Origin of the sequence: Sinorhizobium sp. B11, from assembly GCA_039725955.1 — a bacterium.
Classification (GTDB): domain Bacteria; phylum Pseudomonadota; class Alphaproteobacteria; order Rhizobiales; family Rhizobiaceae; genus Rhizobium.
Genome location: CP091034.1, coordinates 53635 through 72173, shown reverse-complemented (window position 1 = coordinate 72173; position 18539 = coordinate 53635). Strand labels below are relative to the sequence as shown.

18 protein-coding genes and 1 tRNA gene are annotated in these 18539 nt (G+C 60.6%); 12 read left to right on the top strand and 7 right to left on the bottom strand.

Annotated elements, in window-relative coordinates:
• Positions 1–77: 77 nt before the first annotated feature.
• The 7 genes from infB to LVY75_10055 all read left to right on the top strand — a co-directional run bounded on the left by infB (position 78) and on the right by LVY75_10055 (position 9257).
• On the top strand, positions 78–2849 hold the full coding sequence (infB, locus tag LVY75_10085) for a translation initiation factor IF-2 (GenBank protein ID XAZ23598.1): 2772 nt from the start codon (positions 78–80) through the stop codon (positions 2847–2849).
• Between the two features lie 75 nt (positions 2850–2924).
• The gene (gene rbfA / locus LVY75_10080; protein ID XAZ23597.1) at positions 2925–3326 is read left to right on the top strand and encodes a 30S ribosome-binding factor RbfA; all 402 of its coding nucleotides are present in this window, start codon (positions 2925–2927) and stop codon (positions 3324–3326) included.
• Between the two features lie 12 nt (positions 3327–3338).
• A complete protein-coding gene (gene truB / locus LVY75_10075) occupies positions 3339–4271 on the top strand; it encodes a tRNA pseudouridine(55) synthase TruB (protein ID XAZ23596.1) in 933 nt (310 codons plus the stop codon).
• A gap of 85 nt (positions 4272–4356) precedes the next feature.
• Positions 4357–5208, top strand: coding sequence for an alpha/beta hydrolase (locus LVY75_10070; GenBank protein ID XAZ23595.1), 852 nt, complete (start codon positions 4357–4359; stop codon positions 5206–5208).
• 152 nt (positions 5209–5360) lie between these two features.
• Positions 5361–5630 (top strand): 30S ribosomal protein S15, encoded by a 270-nt coding sequence (gene rpsO, locus LVY75_10065; protein ID XAZ23594.1) that lies wholly within the window; start codon positions 5361–5363, stop codon positions 5628–5630.
• 333 nt (positions 5631–5963) lie between these two features.
• Positions 5964–8114: a polyribonucleotide nucleotidyltransferase gene (gene pnp / locus LVY75_10060; GenBank protein ID XAZ23593.1), complete on the top strand. Its 2151-nt coding sequence runs from the start codon at positions 5964–5966 to the stop codon at positions 8112–8114.
• A gap of 126 nt (positions 8115–8240) precedes the next feature.
• Positions 8241–9257 carry a class I SAM-dependent methyltransferase gene (locus tag LVY75_10055; protein XAZ23592.1) on the top strand — a complete coding sequence of 339 codons (1017 nt, stop codon included), beginning with the start codon at positions 8241–8243 and terminating at the stop codon, positions 9255–9257.
• 72 nt (positions 9258–9329) lie between these two features.
• Here LVY75_10055 and fabI read toward each other — a convergent pair whose 3' ends face one another.
• The 3 genes from fabI to fabA are packed head-to-tail and all read right to left on the bottom strand — an operon-like array spanning position 9330 to position 11935.
• Positions 9330–10136: an enoyl-ACP reductase FabI gene (fabI, locus tag LVY75_10050; protein ID XAZ23591.1), complete on the bottom strand. Its 807-nt coding sequence runs from the start codon at positions 10134–10136 to the stop codon at positions 9330–9332.
• A gap of 1 nt (position 10137) precedes the next feature.
• On the bottom strand, positions 10138–11373 hold the full coding sequence (fabB, locus tag LVY75_10045) for a beta-ketoacyl-ACP synthase I (GenBank protein ID XAZ23590.1): 1236 nt from the start codon (positions 11371–11373) through the stop codon (positions 10138–10140).
• 46 nt (positions 11374–11419) lie between these two features.
• On the bottom strand, positions 11420–11935 hold the full coding sequence (fabA, locus tag LVY75_10040) for a 3-hydroxyacyl-[acyl-carrier-protein] dehydratase FabA (protein XAZ23589.1): 516 nt from the start codon (positions 11933–11935) through the stop codon (positions 11420–11422).
• 302 nt (positions 11936–12237) lie between these two features.
• On the opposite strand from fabA, the gene LVY75_10035 reads away from it, so the two are divergent.
• Positions 12238–12657: a transcriptional repressor gene (locus LVY75_10035; GenBank protein ID XAZ23588.1), complete on the top strand. Its 420-nt coding sequence runs from the start codon at positions 12238–12240 to the stop codon at positions 12655–12657.
• 2 nt (positions 12658–12659) lie between these two features.
• Here the strand turns inward: LVY75_10035 and LVY75_10030 are convergent, their stop codons facing one another.
• The gene (locus LVY75_10030) at positions 12660–13295 is read right to left on the bottom strand and encodes a trimeric intracellular cation channel family protein (protein XAZ23587.1); all 636 of its coding nucleotides are present in this window, start codon (positions 13293–13295) and stop codon (positions 12660–12662) included.
• Between the two features lie 114 nt (positions 13296–13409).
• On the opposite strand from LVY75_10030, the gene LVY75_10025 reads away from it, so the two are divergent.
• Positions 13410–13883, top strand: coding sequence for a hypothetical protein (locus LVY75_10025; protein ID XAZ23586.1), 474 nt, complete (start codon positions 13410–13412; stop codon positions 13881–13883).
• Between the two features lie 85 nt (positions 13884–13968).
• Here LVY75_10025 and LVY75_10020 read toward each other — a convergent pair whose 3' ends face one another.
• The 3 genes from LVY75_10020 to LVY75_10010 all read right to left on the bottom strand — a co-directional run bounded on the left by LVY75_10020 (position 13969) and on the right by LVY75_10010 (position 15450).
• Positions 13969–14694, bottom strand: coding sequence for a DUF1275 domain-containing protein (locus tag LVY75_10020; GenBank protein XAZ23585.1), 726 nt, complete (start codon positions 14692–14694; stop codon positions 13969–13971).
• 151 nt (positions 14695–14845) lie between these two features.
• Positions 14846–14921 (bottom strand) — tRNA-Ala (locus tag LVY75_10015).
• A 148-nt stretch (positions 14922–15069) separates the two neighbouring features.
• The gene (locus LVY75_10010; protein ID XAZ23584.1) at positions 15070–15450 is read right to left on the bottom strand and encodes a TIGR02300 family protein; all 381 of its coding nucleotides are present in this window, start codon (positions 15448–15450) and stop codon (positions 15070–15072) included.
• 275 nt (positions 15451–15725) lie between these two features.
• Here LVY75_10010 and aroA point away from each other — a divergent pair, with 275 nt between their 5' ends.
• From aroA to cmk, 3 genes are read left to right on the top strand one after another with little or no spacing between them, the layout of a single operon-like run.
• Entirely contained in the window at positions 15726–17078 is a 1353-nt protein-coding gene (gene aroA, locus LVY75_10005; protein ID XAZ23583.1) for a 3-phosphoshikimate 1-carboxyvinyltransferase, read from the top strand.
• Between the two features lies 1 nt (position 17079).
• Positions 17080–17721: an FMN-binding negative transcriptional regulator gene (locus tag LVY75_10000; GenBank protein XAZ23582.1), complete on the top strand. Its 642-nt coding sequence runs from the start codon at positions 17080–17082 to the stop codon at positions 17719–17721.
• A 4-nt stretch (positions 17722–17725) separates the two neighbouring features.
• The gene (cmk, locus tag LVY75_09995; protein ID XAZ23581.1) at positions 17726–18370 is read left to right on the top strand and encodes a (d)CMP kinase; all 645 of its coding nucleotides are present in this window, start codon (positions 17726–17728) and stop codon (positions 18368–18370) included.
• The last annotated feature ends 169 nt before the right edge of the window (positions 18371–18539 follow it).

The following is an 18539-nucleotide window of genomic DNA, read 5'->3' as shown; positions in this document are numbered from 1 at the left end:
CAATATCATTGATCGATTGTATGTGATTGACAGGGTCTGATGGCTTCATCGTTCCCTGTCCGAAGGAACGGGAACGAATGACCGACAGCAACGACGACAAGACACTCAGCGTAGCGGGGAAGAAGACCCTCACCTTGAAACCATCAGGGATGAGCCAGGGTACCGTTCGCCAGGATATGGGTCGCGGTCGCACCAAGGCGGTCGTCGTGGAGACCCGCAAGCGGCGCCCGATGCGCCCTGAAGATGAAAAGCCGATAACGCCTGCTCCGGCAGCTCCGGTGCGTGCGCCCGAACCGGCGCCGGCGCCCGTGCAGGCACGCCCGCAGCAGCCGGCTCCGGCTCAGGCTCCGCGCCTTCAACAGCCCGGCGGCCAGAACAATCAGCGCTCACAGCAGGCCAACCAGCGTCCGCAGCAATCCTACCAGCCGCAGCGCCAGCAGGATCGCCCACGTCCCGTGGTTCTGAACCATCTTTCGCCCGAGGAAATGGATGCCCGCCGCCGCGCGCTTGCCGATGCGCAGGCCCGTGACGCACAGGACGCCGTCCGTCGTGCCGAGGAAGAAAAGCGCCGTGCCGTCGAAGAGGCGGCACGTCAGGCTGCCGCAGCGGAAGAAGCCAAGCTGCGCGCTGCCGAAGAGGCTGCACGCCAGGCCGAGGCTGCGGCAGCAGCTCTGGCCGAACCACCCGCCGCTCCTGTAGCGGAAGCACGTGTTGAAACTCCGCGTCCGCAGCAGCCGGCACCGGCATCCGCGCCGGCCGCTCGCCGTACGGAACCCGCGACGTCGCCCTCAACCGCCCGGCCGGCACCTGGTGCACCGGCTGGCGTCCGTGGTCGCCGTAGCGAAGGCGAAGAGGAAGATCGCGGCGCTTCGCGCGGCGGTCCGGTCCGCGGCCGCCCGGTTCGTCCGGAGCCCGCAAAGCCCGTGACAACCCGTCCGAAGAGTGAGGAAGACCGCCGCCGCGGCAAGCTGACCGTCACGACTGCAAACGTCGATGAGGACGGCAACGCACGCGGGCGTTCGCTTTCGGCAATGCGCCGCCGGCAGGAAAAATTCCGCCGCAGCCAGATGCAGGAAACGCGCGAGAAGATCACCCGCGAAGTCGTTCTGCCTGAGACCATCACCATTCAGGAACTATCGCAGCGCATGTCTGAACGTGCCGTTGACGTCATCAAGTACCTGATGAAGGAAGGTCAGATGATGAAGCCGGGCGACGTCATCGACGCCGACCTCGCAGAACTCATTGCCGGTGAATTCGGCCATACGGTCAGACGCGTCTCTGAATCCGACGTCGAACTCGGTATCTTCAACGTGTCAGACGACCAGGGCGAGCTGGTTTCGCGCCCGCCTGTCGTCACCATCATGGGCCACGTCGACCACGGCAAGACCTCGCTGCTCGACGCCATCCGCCATGCCAACGTGGTCTCCGGCGAAGCCGGTGGCATCACGCAGCATATCGGCGCCTATCAGGTAGAGCAGAACGGCCAGAAGATCACCTTCATTGATACTCCCGGCCACGCAGCCTTCACGGCGATGCGCGCCCGCGGCGCGCAGGCTACTGACATCGCGATCCTGGTGGTCGCGGCTGACGACAGCGTGATGCCGCAGACGATCGAATCGATCAACCATGCCAAGGCGGCCGGTGTTCCGATCATCGTGGCGATCAACAAGGTCGACAAGCACGAAGCCGATCCGCAGAAGGTTCGTAACCAGCTTCTGCAGCACGAAGTCTTCGTGGAATCCATGGGCGGTGAAGTGCTCGACGTCGAAGTTTCGGCCAAGACCGGCAAGAACCTCGACAAGCTGCTCGAGGCGATCCTGCTGCAGGCTGAAATTCTCGACCTCAAGGCCAATCCGAACCGAACGGCGGAAGGCACGGTTATCGAAGCCCAGCTCGACCGCGGTCGCGGTGCGGTTGCGACGGTACTTGTCCAGAAGGGCACTCTGCGTCCGGGTCAGATCATCGTTGCCGGCGACGTCTGGGGCCGCGTACGCGCCCTGGTGACGGACAAGGGCGACCATGTGAAGGAAGCCAGCCCGGCGACCCCGGTCGAGGTTCTCGGTCTTTCCGGCACGCCGCAGGCAGGCGACAAGTTTGCCGTCGTCGAGAGTGAAAGCCGCGCCCGCGAAATCTCGGAATATCGTCAGCGTCTTGCCCGCGACAAGGCGGCTGCCCGCCTGTCGGGACAGCGCGGTTCGCTGGAACAGATGATGACGCAGCTCCAGGCCACGGGCGTCAAGGAATTCCCGCTGGTGATCAAGGGCGACGTGCAAGGCTCGATCGAAGCCATTGCCGGCGCGCTGGAAAAGCTCGGCACCGACGAGGTTCGTGCCCGCATCGTTCATTCGGGCGCAGGCGGCATCACCGAATCCGACATCTCGCTTGCAGAAGCATCGAACGCTGCCATCATCGGCTTCAACGTTCGTGCGAATGCGCAGGCACGCCAGTTCGCCGAGCGCGAGGGGATCGAGATCCGCTACTACAACATCATCTACGACCTCGTTGATGACGTGAAGGCAGCGATGTCGGGTCTGCTTTCGCCGGAGCGTCGCGAGACCTTCATCGGCAATGCTGAGATCCTGGAAGTGTTCAACATTACCAAGGTCGGCAAGGTCGCAGGTTGCCGCGTCGTCGAAGGCAAGGTCGAGCGTGGCGCGGGCGTGCGCCTCATCCGCGACAACGTCGTCGTGCACGAAGGCAAGCTCAAGACCCTCAAGCGCTTCAAGGACGAAGTCTCCGAAGTGCCGATGGGCCAGGAGTGCGGCATGGCCTTCGAGAACTACGAAGACATGCGTAAGGGCGACGTCATCGAGTGCTTCCGCGTCGAGCACATCACGCGCACGCTCTGATCGGGCGACGATTGAAATCTTGAACGGGCGCCGGATGATCCAGTCCGGCGCCCGATCCATTTGGGATAAAGAACAATGGCAACAAGACCCACAACATCGGCACCCTCGCAGCGCATGCTGCGCGTCGGCGAGCAGGTTCGCGCAGCGATCACCCAGGTGCTGCAGCGCGGCGAAGTGCGCGACGACATCATCGAAGCGACCGTAATCTCGATTTCCGAAGTGCGGATGTCGCCCGACCTGAAGATCGCGACGGCCTATGTCACGCCGCTCGGCGTTTCCAACCACAGTGTCGTCATCGAGGCGCTGAACCGCAATGCGAAGTTCATCCGCGGCCGGCTTGGACCGCAGCTGAGACAGATGAAGTACATGCCGGAGGTGCGTTTCCGCGATGATACCAGCTTCGACAATTACAAGAAGATCGACGACCTGCTGCGCTCACCCGAGGTGAGCCGCGATCTCGACAATGACGAAGAATAACAGAAGAGACTGATGTCCAAACCACGTAAACCCAAGGGCCGCCCGATTTCCGGCTGGCTGATCCTCGACAAGCCGGTGGATTTCGGCTCGACGGAAGCCGTTTCCAAGATCAAGTGGCTCTTCAAGGCGCAGAAATGCGGCCATGCCGGCACGCTCGATCCGCTCGCGTCCGGTATGCTGCCGATCGCGCTCGGCGACGCCACCAAGACCGTTCCCTATGTGATGGACGGCCGCAAGATCTACGAATTCACGGTCAGTTGGGGCGAAGAGCGGGCGACCGACGACCTCGAGGGTGAGGTGACGCAGAGTTCCGACAAGCGCCCGAGCGAGCAGCAGATCCGCGATATCCTGCCGAAATATATCGGTACGATCAGCCAGGTGCCGCCGCAGTTTTCCGCGATCAAAATCGCCGGCGAACGCGCCTACGATCTGGCGCGTGACGGCGAAGCCGTCGAGATTCCCTCGCGCGAGGTCGAGGTTCACCGCCTTACACTTCTCGCCTGCCCGGATGCCAATACCGCGCATTTCGAGGTGGAATGCGGCAAGGGCACGTATGTGCGTGCACTTGCCCGCGATTTCGGCCGCGAGCTCGGCTGCTACGGCCACATTTCAGGCCTGCGCCGTACCTTCGTAGCACCCTTCGCCGAAGAGACGATGGTGCCGCTCGAAAAGCTCACAGCGCTCGAAGAGATCGAAGACATGGATGAGCGTCTTGCCGCGCTCGATGCACTCTTGATTGACACCTGCGAGGCACTGTCGGCCCTGCCGCACCTTATTATCAGCGATGATCAGGCGCACCGCCTGAAGATGGGCAATCCGATCCTGGTACGCGGCCGCGATGCGCCTGTGGCCGAAAGCGAAGCTTATGCGACGGCCCGCGGCAGGCTGATCGCGATCGGCGAGATCGGACAGGGAGAGTTCCGGCCGAAGCGCGTTTTCGCCTGACGGTTACAACCAGCGGCAATTGTCAGAAGACAGTGATGCGATATGTTTCCCGACGGGCCATGACGGCCCGTCGAAGGGGAAGAATATGCGCAAAATCGCTTTGGGAATGCTGACGTTCTTTTCGCTGTTTCTTTCGGTTACGATCGCTCAATCCGACGATCGCTGGGCCGAACTGCCAGCCTTTCCTCCCATGCCGGAGCCGAAGGCGAGCGGCATGGCTGAAGTCAACGATATCAAGATGTATTACGCCGAATACGGCGAGGGCGACCCGATCCTGTTCATCCATGGAGGACTCGGAAATGCAGATGTCTGGGGCCATCAGGTAGCCGATTTCGCGAAGGATCATCGCGTCATCGTTGCCGACAGCCGCGGACATGGGCGCTCGACACGCAGCCAGCAGCCCTTCGGCTACGATCTGATGACATCGGACTATGTTGCCCTTCTCGACTATCTGAAGATCGGCAAAGTAACCCTGGTCGGATGGTCGGACGGCGGCATCATCGGCATCGACATGGCGATGAAACATTCGGAGAAGCTTACGCGCGTCGTCGCCCAGGCGGCCAATGTGACGACCGACGGCGTCAAGTCCGACGTCATGAGCAACAAGACCTTCGCCGACTATATCAATGTCGCCGGCGAATATTACCAGAAGCTGTCGCCGACGCCGAAGGAATACGATGCCTTCGTCAAACAGATCTCGGAAATGTGGGCGACACAGCCTACCTGGACGGCTGCGGATCTCGGAAAGATCACCGTGCCGGTCACGCTCGCCATCGGCGACCATGACGAGGCTGTAAAGCTCGACCATACAGAAATGATGGCCAAGGAAATTCCAGGCGCAAAACTCGTCGTCCTGAAGGATGCCAGCCATTTCGCCATGCTGCAGGATCCCGAGGGATATGATGCGATGATCCGGGACGCCATGGCGGGGCGCTGAAAAACCGCTGCGGGGATCCCTCTTTCCATTGCCGCTTATTTGGTTTATAGGCAGCGCCAGCATTGGGGTATCCCCGATTGCATTCGCGGCCAAGGCTGGACGACATCCCGGCTTTTGGCGACTCTAACTCCTCTCATAGAAAGGATTGTCCGATGTCGATCACTGCTGAGCGCAAGGCTGCGCTGATCAAGGAATACGCGACCGTCGAAGGCGATACCGGTTCCCCGGAAGTCCAGGTTGCGATCCTCACCGAGCGCATCAACAACCTGACCGAACACTTCAAGGACCACAAGAAGGATAACCATTCCCGCCGTGGTCTGCTGACGCTCGTTTCCAGCCGCCGCTCGCTTCTTGACTACCTCAAGAAGAAGGACGAAGGCCGTTACACCAAGCTGATCACCGGCCTGGGTATCCGCCGCTAATGATTTTTCGGCGGGCGAAGCACTTCGCCCGCCGAATGTTTTTTCGGGAGTACCTCTCCCGGTGACATTTTCCAGGTGCGCGCTATCTGCGTGACTGGAAAGACGGCAGGCCCGGATGGGCCGGTTCTGCCAGACCAACCGTTGACCTGTCATGGGGCAGGATTGCCGGATGCTTTCGGCCAGAGTTTCGCAAGAGCTTTGGCCCGATTTCCCAAGGGGAATCGTCCACTCGAAGCTTCCCGTTGTCTTGCCCGTGATACGTCACACTGATTGCGGTCGACCCTGCGCTGCTCCTGACGGAGAAGGCGCGCTGGCTGCATTGAAGGACAAGACATGTTCGATACACATAAAGTAGAAATCGAGTGGGCAGGCCGCCCGCTCAAGCTCGAGACCGGCAAGATCGCCCGTCAGGCTGACGGCGCCGTTCTCGCTACCTATGGCGAAACCGTCGTTCTCGCGACCGTCGTTTCCGCCAAGGCTCCGAAGCCCGGCCAGGACTTCTTCCCGCTGACGGTCAACTATCAAGAAAAGACCTACGCAGCCGGCAAGATCCCCGGCGGCTATTTCAAGCGCGAAGGTCGCCCGAGCGAAAACGAAACCCTCGTTTCCCGCCTGATCGACCGCCCGATCCGCCCGCTCTTCCCGGAAGGCTACAAGAACGACACGCAGGTCGTCGTCACCGTCATCCAGCACGACCTCGAAAACAATCCCGATATCCTGTCCATGGTCGCGACCTCGGCTGCCCTGACACTGTCGGGTGTTCCCTTCATGGGTCCGGTCGGCGCCGCACGCGTCGGCTACATCAATGGCGAATACGTTCTCAACCCGCATCTCGACGAGATGGATGAATCGAGCCTCGACCTCGTCGTTGCCGGCACCTACGATGCCGTCCTGATGGTCGAATCCGAAGCCAAGGAGCTTCCGGAAGACGTCATGCTCGGCGCCGTCATGTTCGGCCACAAGGGCTTCCAGCCGGTTCTCGACGCGATCATCAAGCTCGCCGAAGTTGCCGCCAAGGAACCGCGTGACTTCCAGCCGGAAGACTATTCCGCTCTCGAAACCGAAATGCTCGGCCTTGCCGAAGGTGAACTTCGCGAAGCCTACAAGATCACCCAGAAGGCCGACCGTTACGCCGCCGTCGACGCCGTCAAGGCGAAGGTGAAGGCACACTTCCTCCCGGAAGAGGCCGAAGCCCGCTACACGGCCGAAGAGGTCGGCGCGATCTTCAAGCATCTTCAGGCCAAGATCGTCCGCTGGAACATTCTCGACACCAAGAGCCGCATCGACGGTCGCGACCTCGAAACCGTTCGTCCGATCGTATCGGAAGTCGGCCTCCTGCCGCGCACGCATGGTTCGGCGCTCTTCACCCGCGGTGAAACGCAGGCGATCGTGGTTGCCACCCTCGGCACCGGCGAAGACGAACAGTATGTCGATTCCCTGACGGGCATGTACAAGGAGCGCTTCCTGCTCCATTACAACTTCCCTCCCTACTCGGTTGGCGAAACCGGCCGCATGGGCTCCCCGGGCCGTCGTGAAATCGGTCATGGCAAGCTCGCATGGCGCGCAATTCGCCCGATGCTGCCGTCGGCCGAACAGTTCCCCTACACGCTGCGCGTCGTCTCCGAGATCACCGAGTCCAACGGCTCGTCCTCGATGGCCACCGTCTGCGGCACCTCGCTCGCTCTGATGGATGCTGGTGTACCGCTTGCCAAGCCGGTTGCCGGTATCGCCATGGGCCTGATCCTTGAAGGCGATCGCTTCGCCGTCCTCTCCGACATTCTCGGTGACGAAGATCATCTCGGCGACATGGACTTCAAGGTGGCAGGTACTGCCGACGGCATTACCTCGCTGCAGATGGACATCAAGATCGCCGGTATTACCGAAGAGATCATGAAGGTCGCTCTTGGCCAGGCCCAGGGTGGTCGCGCCCACATTCTCGGCGAAATGGCGAAGGCCATCACCGAAAGCCGCGGCCAGCTCGGCGAATTCGCTCCGCGCATCGAAGTCATGAACATTCCGGTCGACAAGATCCGCGAAGTCATCGGCTCCGGCGGCAAGGTCATTCGCGAAATCGTCGAAAAGACCGGCGCCAAGATCAACATCGAGGACGACGGCACCGTCAAGATCGCCTCCTCCTCGGGCAAGGAAATCGAAGCGGCCCGCAAGTGGATCCACTCGATCGTCGCCGAGCCGGAAATTGGCCAGATCTACGAAGGCACTGTTGTCAAGACCGCCGACTTTGGTGCCTTCGTCAACTTCTTCGGCGCCCGTGACGGCCTCGTCCATATCTCGCAGCTTGCTTCCGAGCGTGTCGCGAAGACCCAGGACGTCGTCAAGGAAGGCGACAAGGTCTGGGTCAAGCTGCTCGGCTTCGACGAGCGCGGCAAGGTTCGCCTCTCCATGAAGGTTGTCGACCAGGCCACCGGCCAGGAAATCCCGGCGGCCGAAAAGGGCGACAAGAAGAAGGACGAAGCAGCCGAATAAGCTGCGTCTTCCACGCTGATATCCGGGCGCGGAATTGTTTCCGCGCCCTTTTTGTATTCGACCTTCGCACAGCTACGAACGGCTGTGCATTTTCCCTGGAATTGCTCCAGATGACGGGACCAGACCATGAGCCGCGAGACGCTGAAGACCCTCTTCCATCCCTTTGCCAGTGAAACCGTCACGCCACCAGGCGAAGGCCAGCGTGTGCTCTTCCTCGGTGCCGAGGCGGGCTTTGCGCTTCCTGAGGGTTTTGCCGCCGCTCTGGATGCCGTACAGGGCTTCAAGCCGCTCTACAGGCAGCTCCTGGCCCAGCGCATCGAGGCGAAGCCAGAGATCGAAGGTGAGGGCTACGATGCGGGCCTGGTGCTCTGCACCAAGCACAAGGGCGAGAACGAGGCCAATATCGCCGCTGCCCTTTCGCGTGTGAAGGCCGGCGGCCTGATCGTCATTGCCGGTGGCAAGGAAGACGGCATCCAGCCGCTGCGCAAGCGGATGGAAGGCTTCGGCCTCGATATCGAACACATGCCGAAATATCATGGCGTCGCCTTCTGGTTCGGCCGGCCGGCCAATGTCAGCGAGATCGTTTCGAAGTTCGGCAAGTCGCCGGTGCGGGTCGAAGGCCGCTTCATCGCCTCGCCCGGCATGTTCTCGCATGATAGGCTCGACGCCGGTTCACAGCTCCTCGCCTCGCGCCTTCCGACCGATTTCACCGGTGACGTGGCCGATTTCGGCGCCGGCTGGGGTTATCTCTCCGTCGAACTGGCAGAGAAATCCCCCAATATTGCCCGCCTTGACCTCTACGAGGCCAACTACGAGGCTCTGGAGGCTGCGAAGGCCAATCTGGCGGAGAACTGCCCGGACGCGCCTGTGCGCTTCTTCTGGCACGATCTGGCGGGCGAGCAGGTGCGCGACAAGTACGATCTCGTCATCATGAACCCGCCCTTCCATGAGGGCCACGCTGCCGAACCTTCGCTCGGCCAGGCGATGATCAAGACCGCAGCCTCTTCGCTACGCGGCGGCGGTCGGCTGATGCTGGTCGCCAATCGCGGCCTGCCCTATGAGCCGGTTCTGGCGGAGCACTTCAAGGATAGCGGCGAAACCTGCCGCAACGCCCGCTTCAAGGTGCTGTGGGCCCGGAAATAGGCGAACAATAAAATCAACGGGCAACAAAAAAGGCGGCCATAGGCCGCCTTTTTCTTTTGAAGTGTTCGTCGCTTATTCGACGTCTGCGTTGCGCAACGTTTCCAGCGCCGGCATCGACGTAATGTTAAAGCCGGCATCGACGAAGTGGATTTCGCCGGTCACGCCGGTCGAAAGGTCCGACAGCAGGTAGAGCGCGGAGCTGCCGACCTGATCGATGGTCACCGTTTTGCGTAGCGGCGCATTGCGCTGGTTCCACGAGAGGATCGCGCGGGCATCCGAAATACCCGCACCGGCGAGCGTGCGGATCGGGCCGGCCGAGATCGCGTTGACGCGAATGCCGCGCGGGCCGTAGTCGGCCGCGAGATAGCGTACAGAGGCTTCCAGAGCAGCCTTGGCAACACCCATGACATTGTAGTTCGGGATGACGCGCGTGGAGCCGTTATAAGTCAGCGTCAGCATGGTGCCGCCGTCTTCCATCAGCGACGCACAGCGCTTGGCAATTTCCGTGAAGGAGAAACAGGAGATGACCATGGTGCGGCTGAAGTTTTCACGCGTCGTATCAGCGTAAAGGCCCTTCAGCTCGTTCTTGTCCGAAAAGCCGATGGCATGGACGACGAAATCGAGCTTGCCCCAGCGCTCCTTGATCGCGTCGATGACCGTATCGACCGAAGCGATATCCTCGACATCGCAGGGGAGCAGGAAGTCGGAGCCGACTTCTGCCGCCAGCGGCTTGACGCGCTTGCCGAGTGCATCGCCCTGGAAGGTGAAAGCCAGCTCTGCGCCCTGTGCAGCAAGCGCCTTCGAAATCCCCCAGGCGATCGAATGGTTGTTTGCGACGCCCATGATGAGGCCGCGCTTACCCTGCATGATTCCCGTCATGTTATTGTCCGTTATAGCGCTGGAATACGAGCGTGGCGTTGGTACCGCCGAAGCCGAAGGAATTGGAGAGAGCAATGTCGATCTTGGCATTGTCGATACGCTTGCGGACGATCGGCACGCCTTCGAATTCCGGATCGAGTTCCTTGATATGCGCGCTTTCGCCAATGAAGCCTTCCTGCATCATCAGCAGGGAATAGATTGATTCCTGCACGCCGGCGGCGCCGAGCGAATGGCCCGTCAAAGACTTGGTGGACTGGATATGCGGCATCTTTTCGCCGAAGACTTCGCGGATGGCGCCGATTTCCTTGCTGTCGCCCACCGGGGTCGACGTGCCGTGCGTGTTGATGTAGTCGACGTCGCCCTTCACGGTCGCCAGCGCCTGACGCATGCAGCGAATAGCACCCTCGCCCGAGGGGGCGACCATGTCATAGCCGTCGGACGTCGCGCCGTAGCCGATGATTTCGGCATAGATCTTGGCGCCGCGCGCCTTGGCGTGCTCCAATTCCTCGAGGACGAGCACACCGGCGCCGCCGGCGATGACGAAGCCGTCACGGCTGACGTCGTAGGCGCGCGAAGCTGTATCCGGCGTATCGTTATACTTGGAGGACATCGCGCCCATGGCGTCGAAGAGGTTCGACATGGTCCAGTCGAGGTCTTCATGGCCGCCGGCAAACATCATGTCCTGCTTCCCCCACTGGATCATTTCCACGGCATTGCCGATGCAGTGCGCGGACGTGGAGCAGGCAGACGAGATCGAATAGTTGACCCCGTGGATCTTGAACCAAGTAGCGAGCGTTGCCGATGCGGTAGACGACATGGCCTTGGGCACGGCGAAGGGGCCGATGCGCTTCGGGCTGTTGTTCTTGACGGTGATCTCGGCGGCTTCGATGAGCGTGCGCGTGGACGGGCCACCCGAGCCCATGATGATGCCGACGCGTTCGTTTTCGCTGTATTCCTTGTCTTCGAGGCCGGAATCGGCGATCGCCTGCTTCATGGCGACGTGGTTCCAGGCGCCGCCCTGCGACAGGAAGCGCATCGCGCGGCGATCCACCAGTTCGGCGAGCTTGTCTGCGCCGAGCTTGGGGCTGCCCCAGACCTGGCACTTGAAACCGTGTTCAGCGAAATCGCTGGAGAAGGAAATACCGGACTTTGCCTGGCGCAGGGATTCGGTGACTTCGGCCGCGTCGTTTCCGATCGAAGACACGACACCTAGACCCGTGACAACTACCCGTCTCATCTGATCAAACCCTTGTTGTTTTCGTGAGCCGCTCGAAATGCGGTTTTCAGGCCGTCTTATCTTTCGAGAGACCGACGCGAAGATCGGTCGCTTGATAAATGGTTTCGCCGTCCGCCTTCAGCCAGCCGTCAGCGGTGCCGAGCACCAGACGGCCACGCATGACGCGCTTGAAGTCGATGCCGTATTCAATCAGCTTCGTGTGCGGGCGAACCATGCCCTTGAACTTCACTTCGCCGGTCGAGAGCGCCATGCCGCGGCCCTGTTCACCGAGCCAACCCAGATAGAAACCGGTCAACTGCCACATGCCGTCGAGGCCGAGGCAGCCCGGCATGATGGGGTTGCCTTCGAAATGGCAGGGGAAATACCAGTCGTCGGGACGAACATCGTATTCGGCCCGTAGATAGCCCTTTTCGAAGGCGCCGCCCGTTTCGGAAATGTCCGTGATGCGATGAACCATGAGCATGGGTGGCAACGGCAGCTGCGCATTGCCAGGCCCGAACAGTTCACCATGTGCGCAGGCGATAAGTTCTTCGTAGGAGTAGCTGGACTGTCTGGTCGTCATAAATCTCTGTTTCCCCCCGCGTTCTTGGCGATGGATGTGTGTCTTTAGTCCAAGTTCCTCAGAAAATGAAGCGCAAGCATGGCAGCTTCATTTTTTGGTTCTGGACCGGGTATAAGCCACTATTTGGTGGTCGCATACAGGAAGGCCAAGGCCGCGACCAGAGCTATTTGCGTCAAAAGCCCGTTTTTGCGGCCTTTCGAAGGCTCTTGTCCCCATTGAACTATTGAAAGGCTTTTGCGCAAAAGTTATATCGCTTGAACAAACATGATTGCTTTTCGCCAGAATAACCGGAGTTGGTGTTAATGACGGGTGAGACCCCGATCGCCATTGAGGTCAGGCTGCGCAGCGCAGGCCTGCGTCCCACCCGCCAGCGCGTTGCGCTTGGCGATCTCCTGTTTGCCAAGGGCGACCGGCATTTGACCGTCGAGGAACTGCACGAGGAGGCGGTTGGCGCCGGTGTGCCGGTGTCGCTTGCGACCGTCTACAATACGCTGCACCAGTTCACCGAAGCCGGCATGATCCGCGTTCTCGCCGTCGAGAGCGCCAAGACCTATTTCGACACCAATGTCTCCGACCACCATCACTTTTTTGTCGAAGGCGAAAACGAGGTGCTCGATATTCCGATCAGCAATCTGACCATCGACAATCTGCCGCAGCCACCCGAAGGCATGGAAATTGCCCATGTCGACGTGGTGATCCGCCTGCGCCAGAAGCGGGGCTGATCTTACATCACATCGTCGGGATGCCGGCCTGGCATGTGTTTGTAGGTCGGGAATGTCCAGCCGAACCACAACGCTCCAGCGCGCACTGCGAAGGCCGCCGCGACGCCGCAGGCCGATGCGACGTAGAGCTCGGCGCCAAGCGCATTGACGCCGGTAAAGACGCCCGATCCGACCAGCGCCGCCGTCACGTAGATTTCGGGCCGCAACAGCACCGAAGGCTCGTTTGCGAGAAGATCGCGCAGAATGCCGCCGAAGGTCGCCGTCAGGGCGCCGGTGACGATGGCAATCGTCGGCGAACCAGTAGCGGCCAGTCCCTTGGCGGCGCCAAGCACGCAATAGGCGGCAAGACCGACCGCATCAAGCCAGATCAGCAGGCGATAGCGCGATTCCAGCAGATGGGCGGTAAAGAAGACGACGACTCCCACAATACAGCAGATGACGATGTAGAATGGATTCAACACCCAGAAGACCGGTACGCGGCCGAGAATGATATCGCGCACAGTGCCACCGCCTGTTCCCGTCACGATCGCAAAGAACAGGAAGCCGATCAGGTCCAGCTGCTTTCGCGAGGCGGCGAGCGCGCCCGTCGCGGCAAACAGGGCGATGCCGGCATAATCGAGATAGACGAGCAATGACATCGAGGCCTCCAGACCGGCAGAACGGGGCACACTGAATCATTGCGGCAAGGGCGGCGCAAGGCGGCGCATGGAGAATGGAAGGCCAGAGAAGCCTTTATCCATAAGAGGAAAGCCGTGAAGACGCTGCTGCCCGTACTCCTGAACGTCATTTTGCTGCTGGTGATGCCAGTCGCAGCCGTCGCACAGCAATCGCTGATCTCCGACCCGGAGATCTACGAAAAGAAGCATTTCCAGGAGCAGTGCACGGACGCATCCTTCGGTGACGGCTTTCTTATTCGTCAGGATATCAACAATGACGGGCTGATGGACGCCGTCGTCAACGAGGGTCAACTTACCTGCGACGGCCAGAAGGGTCCGCAATGCAACGAAGACGGCTGCACCTATAATTTTTATCTTCAGGTGGCGGAAGGCGGCTACTTCATGATCGCCACCGCGCAGATCTACGGCTACGACTTCGTCCAGCGTTTCGGCAACATGGTGCTCGCCATGAAGATGAACCCGCGCTTCTGCGACCGCACCGGCGGCGATCCTTGCATCGTCACCACCCGCGTGCGGGGTACGAAATTCGTCACCATCTCCAAGAAATAGGATCGGCGCGGAAAGAGCGCTGAGGTACGGCCGACGGAGCTGTATCCTTCGCGAAGGGCGGCGGCCCCCCTCAACTCCGCGACGCTCAGGCTCGCCTGCTGTGCACCTGATGCGTTTGGGAAGCGATCTTCTGATTGAACCGACGCTGCAGCGGGCGGGGAATAAACAGAGCCACAATCGCCAGCGCCATGGCAAAAATGGAGACCAGCCACAGCGCCTGTGCGCCCACAAGACGCGTCATGAGGGCTCCGCTGATGGCCCCGAGCACCATGCCACCCCACGGCACGATCTGGATCACCCAGTCGAGGCGACGGTCGCCGATAATCCAGCGGCCAATGCCGCGACCAAAACGCGACAGCGCACCGGTCACATAGGTCAGACCGATCGGCAGCCCTTCTATATGCTCGACCGCCGCATTCACCATGCCCATTGCGAGAACGATCATATAGAACCGCGCCATTAGCAGATCCTGTAGCGTCATCATCGAGGCCAGCGCCAGCATGAGGCTGACACAGCAGAGCACGACGAAGATGCGCCTTTCGGCCCGATGCGCGACGACAATGCCGGCGGCATTGCCGAGCACGAAGACGATGATGGCCGACACAAGCACGGCAGCATGCCTGACATCGCCGCTGCTCAGCGCCAATGCTGCGCGCGTCGTATTGCCCGTCATGAAGGATACGAAGTCGCCGGTCAGAAGCAGGCCGGTCGCATCCGTCATGCCAGCCAGAAAGGAAATCGAGCCGACCAGCGCCAGTCCGGTCGCGGTCCTGCGGGTTCTGATGATGCGGCGACGTCTTGCTCGTGTCATGGTCCGGGTCCGGGAGGCGCCGAATCGGCCGGCGTCAACGATGGATATGAAAACCCGTTTCCAGCTGTTGGCAAACCGGCAACTGAACAATCCTGACAGATGTCAGTTATGCTGACCTAAAATGCTTTTTGAAGTGCAATCTGGAAAGATTTGGTGGAGCTAAGCGGGATCGAACCGCTGACCTCTTGCATGCCATGCAAGCGCTCTCCCAGCTGAGCTATAGCCCCATCAAGATGGTCCGGTCTGGCCGGTCCTGGGATACTCCGGAGGGCGTTTCCTCTGGAGTGGCGGCTTCTTACTTGCGGTTTTCGCAGATGGCAAGCCTAAAAAATCCGGCCCGGAATATTTTTGTCATCCGGGCCGGTATTCGTTCGATCAGACTTCGTCTTCGTCGCCGGTGACGCCGATGATGTCGCTCATGTCGTCATCTTCGTCATCTTCGTCGGCTTCGAGGAAGGTATCGTCGTCATCGCCTTCGATTTCGACATCGTCATCGCCCATATCGGGGATGTCGTCGCCGCCGGAATTGTCATCGGCGTCCTCGAGCGAAACCAGTTCGACTTCGGTGTTTTCGGTATCGACCTCGGCAACCTCGTCCTCATCCTGAACTTCGGCGACTGCCGAGGTTTCTTCGAAGAAGGACAGGGGGTAAGATTTACCGGTATAAGGAGAAACGATCGGGTCCCGGTTCAGATCGTAGAACTTCTTGCCGGTTTCCGGATCGGTGCGCTTGGTTCCAAGTTCCGCTTTCGCCACTATAAGCCTCGTGAGAATGGCCGAATGCAAGATTCGGCAAATGCCGTCAAACCGGCGTTCTATTCGGAATTTATAAGCCGGTCCCCTTAATCGGTACGGCTTCCCGTGTCAAAGCTAAACTTCACGGGGGGCCTCAGGCTTTCGCCCAGCCTGCCGGATGACCGCTCGGCAAGTTTGTGCTAACCAACCGCGATTGCCGCAAGGCCGACCGGAAAGACATACCGGCACCAAGCCGTGAGTGGCGCGAATATATCGCCTTTGCAAGGGATTAACCCATGTCGCAGGGTTCCGCATCGAAGCCGGCCATCGCCCGCAAATCCTCCGGGCTTTCCGGAACCGTCCGTATTCCCGGCGACAGGTCGATCTCGCCTCGCGCACTGATACTCGGCGGACTGGCATCGGGCGAAACGCGTATTACCGGGCTCCTCGAAAGCGAGGATGTGCTTAATATTGCGAAGGTGATACAGGCCATGGGTGCCGTGATCCGCAAGGAGGGCGACACGTGGATCATCAACGGGACAGGCAACGGCGCATTGCTTGCGCCGGAGATTCCGCTCGATTTTGGCAGTTCCGGCACTGCCGTACGCCTGATCATGGGCCTTGCCGGCGTCTATGATTTCGACACCGTCTTTACCGGCGACGCCTCGCTTTCCCGGCAGCCGATGGGCCGCGTGCTTGATCCGTTACGCCGCATGGGTGTTCAGGTGAAGTCAGTTGAGGGCGATCGCCTGCCGGTTATGCTGCGTGGGCCGGAAACGCCATCCCCGATCCACCACACCCTGCCCCTCGCCTCCGCGCAGGCGAAGTCGGCGATACTGCTGGCCGGCCTCAACATTCCGGGTGTGACGACGGTTATCGAACCGGCGATCACGCGTGACCATACGGAAAAGATGTTGGCCGGCTTCGGCGCAGAACTGTCCGCTGAGACCGACAAGGAGGGCACTCGGACGGTTCGAATGCAGGGACGCGGCAGGCTGATCGGCCAGAAGATCGATGTACCGGGCGATCCCTCCTCCGCCGCTTTCCCGCTGGTGGCGGCTTTGCTGGTGCCAGGCTCCGACATCGTCATTTCCAATGTACTGATGAACCCGATGCGGGCAGCACTGATCCTGACACTGCGGGAGATGCGTGCAGATATCGAGATCCTCAATCTGCGGGTTTCGGGCGGCGAGGATGTGGCGGATTTGCGGGTGCGTCATTCCGAACTGACCGGAACCACCGTTCCAGCCGAGCGGACGCCATCGATGATGGACGACTATCCTGTTCTTGCTGTCGCCGCCGGCTTCGCCAAGGGCCGGACGGTCATGAATGGGCTGCAGGAACTGCGGATCAACGAGCCGGAGCGGCTCTCAATCATTGCGGAAGGGCTTAAGCTCAACGGCGTCGATTGCGAGGAAGGCCTGGACTGGCTTGCGGTCACCGGCCGGCCGGACGGAAAGGGGCTCGGCAATGCAGGCCTTGTGCCGGTCTCTACGCATCTCGACCATCGCGTCGCCATGAGTTTCCTTGTCATGGGATTGGCTTCGGAGCATCCTGTCAGTATCGATGACAGCAGCATGATTGCGGCCCGCTTTCCGCAGTTCATGGATCTGATGAAAAGCCTTGGGGCAGAGATCGAACGGGCCTGACATGTACCAGCCACCGCATTTTCGCGAGGATGATCTCAATGTGCAGCATGCGCTTATCCGCGCACATCCGCTTGGCCTGCTGATCATGGCGGGCGCCTCCGGTCTGATTGCCAATTCGGTGCCATTCCATCTTGATGCTGAGGCTTCCGGCAAAGGAACCTTGCGGCTGCATCTGGCGCGCGCGAACGGTCAGTGGCGCGATATCGCCGCCGGTACACCCATACTTGCCGTCTTCCAGGGGGTCGATTCCTATATCACGCCGTCCTGGTACCAGACCAAGACCGAGACCGGCAAAGTGGTTCCGACCTGGAACTATGCGGTCGTGCAGGCGCGCGGGCCTGCACGGGTGATCGAAGATGCCGCCTGGCTCCTGGCGCAGATCAACGCGCTCACCGGTCAGCAGGAGGGCCTGCGTGAAAAGCCGTGGGCCGTCAGCGATGCACCTGACGATTTCGTCCGTGCGCAACTGAAAGGCATTGTCGGCATCGAAATCGAAATCGCCGAGATCGACGGTAAATGGAAAGTCAGCCAGAATCGGCCGGTTGCCGACCGCGAAGGTGTTGCCAAGGGCCTCACCGAAATGGCAGAGCAGGCCGAAATGCAGGAACTGGTGCGCCGCTATGGCGGCCTTGGCACGGAATGACGTCATGACGGACAGTTTCATCATCGCCATCGACGGTCCGGCCGCGGCGGGCAAGGGCACGCTTTCGCGAGGGATCGCCGAGCAATACGGCTTCCATCACCTCGATACAGGTCTGACCTACAGGGCGACGGCCAAGGCGCTCATCGATGCCGGACTGCCACTTGATGACGAGACTGTCGCCGAAAAGATGGCACGTGAGGTTGAACTCGCCGGACTGGATCGCGATATATTGTCGAGACACGAGATCGGTGAGGCCGCATCGAAAATTGCTGTCATGCCGGCAGTGCGCCGGGCGCTGGTCGAGGCGCAAAGGCGGTTTTCTAAGAAGGTGCCAGGAACGGTTCTCGACGGGCGCGATATCGGCACCGTCGTCTGCCCTGCGGCACCTGTGAAACTCTATGTGACGGCATCGCCGGAAGTGCGCGCAAGACGCCGCTACGACGAGATTATCGGCAAGGGGGGTACAGCAGATTTCGACGCAATCTTCGAGGACGTCAAACGACGCGACGATCGCGACATGAACAGGGCGGACAGCCCGATGAAGCCGGCCGTCGATGCGCACTTGCTTGACACGTCGGAAATGAGTATAGAGGCCGCGTTTCAAGCTGCTCAGTCGATTATCGACGCCGCCTTGAGCCGAAATGCCTAAATCAAGCGGTTTCCGTGTTCGTGCGCGGGACGCTCATGCGAAAGCAAGCCTGAAATTCCGTCCAAGCGCCGGATTGCCTTCTTGAAAGAGGGCGGACTGGGTTCAGGCCCATTCAACTCGAACCAACCGGCGCATACGTGAGCCTTGACGCTATCGAAGGCCACGCAGG

Bases quoted from the DNA above. Each gene is read 5' to 3' on its own strand.
- infB (XAZ23598.1), top strand. From the start codon at position 78: ATGACCGACAGCAACGACGACAAGACACTCAGCGTAGCGGGGAAGAAG.
- rbfA (XAZ23597.1), top strand. From the start codon at position 2,925: ATGGCAACAAGACCCACAACATCGGCACCCTCGCAGCGCATGCTGCGC.
- truB (XAZ23596.1), top strand. From the start codon at position 3,339: ATGTCCAAACCACGTAAACCCAAGGGCCGCCCGATTTCCGGCTGGCTG.
- LVY75_10070 (XAZ23595.1), top strand. From the start codon at position 4,357: ATGCGCAAAATCGCTTTGGGAATGCTGACGTTCTTTTCGCTGTTTCTT.
- rpsO (XAZ23594.1), top strand. From the start codon at position 5,361: ATGTCGATCACTGCTGAGCGCAAGGCTGCGCTGATCAAGGAATACGCG.
- pnp (XAZ23593.1), top strand. From the start codon at position 5,964: ATGTTCGATACACATAAAGTAGAAATCGAGTGGGCAGGCCGCCCGCTC.
- LVY75_10055 (XAZ23592.1), top strand. From the start codon at position 8,241: ATGAGCCGCGAGACGCTGAAGACCCTCTTCCATCCCTTTGCCAGTGAA.
- fabI (XAZ23591.1), bottom strand. From the start codon at position 10,136: ATGACGGGAATCATGCAGGGTAAGCGCGGCCTCATCATGGGCGTCGCA.
- fabB (XAZ23590.1), bottom strand. From the start codon at position 11,373: ATGAGACGGGTAGTTGTCACGGGTCTAGGTGTCGTGTCTTCGATCGGA.
- fabA (XAZ23589.1), bottom strand. From the start codon at position 11,935: ATGACGACCAGACAGTCCAGCTACTCCTACGAAGAACTTATCGCCTGC.
- LVY75_10035 (XAZ23588.1), top strand. From the start codon at position 12,238: ATGACGGGTGAGACCCCGATCGCCATTGAGGTCAGGCTGCGCAGCGCA.
- LVY75_10030 (XAZ23587.1), bottom strand. From the start codon at position 13,295: ATGTCATTGCTCGTCTATCTCGATTATGCCGGCATCGCCCTGTTTGCC.
- LVY75_10020 (XAZ23585.1), bottom strand. From the start codon at position 14,694: ATGACACGAGCAAGACGTCGCCGCATCATCAGAACCCGCAGGACCGCG.
- aroA (XAZ23583.1), top strand. From the start codon at position 15,726: ATGTCGCAGGGTTCCGCATCGAAGCCGGCCATCGCCCGCAAATCCTCC.
- LVY75_10000 (XAZ23582.1), top strand. From the start codon at position 17,080: ATGTACCAGCCACCGCATTTTCGCGAGGATGATCTCAATGTGCAGCAT.
- cmk (XAZ23581.1), top strand. From the start codon at position 17,726: ATGACGGACAGTTTCATCATCGCCATCGACGGTCCGGCCGCGGCGGGC.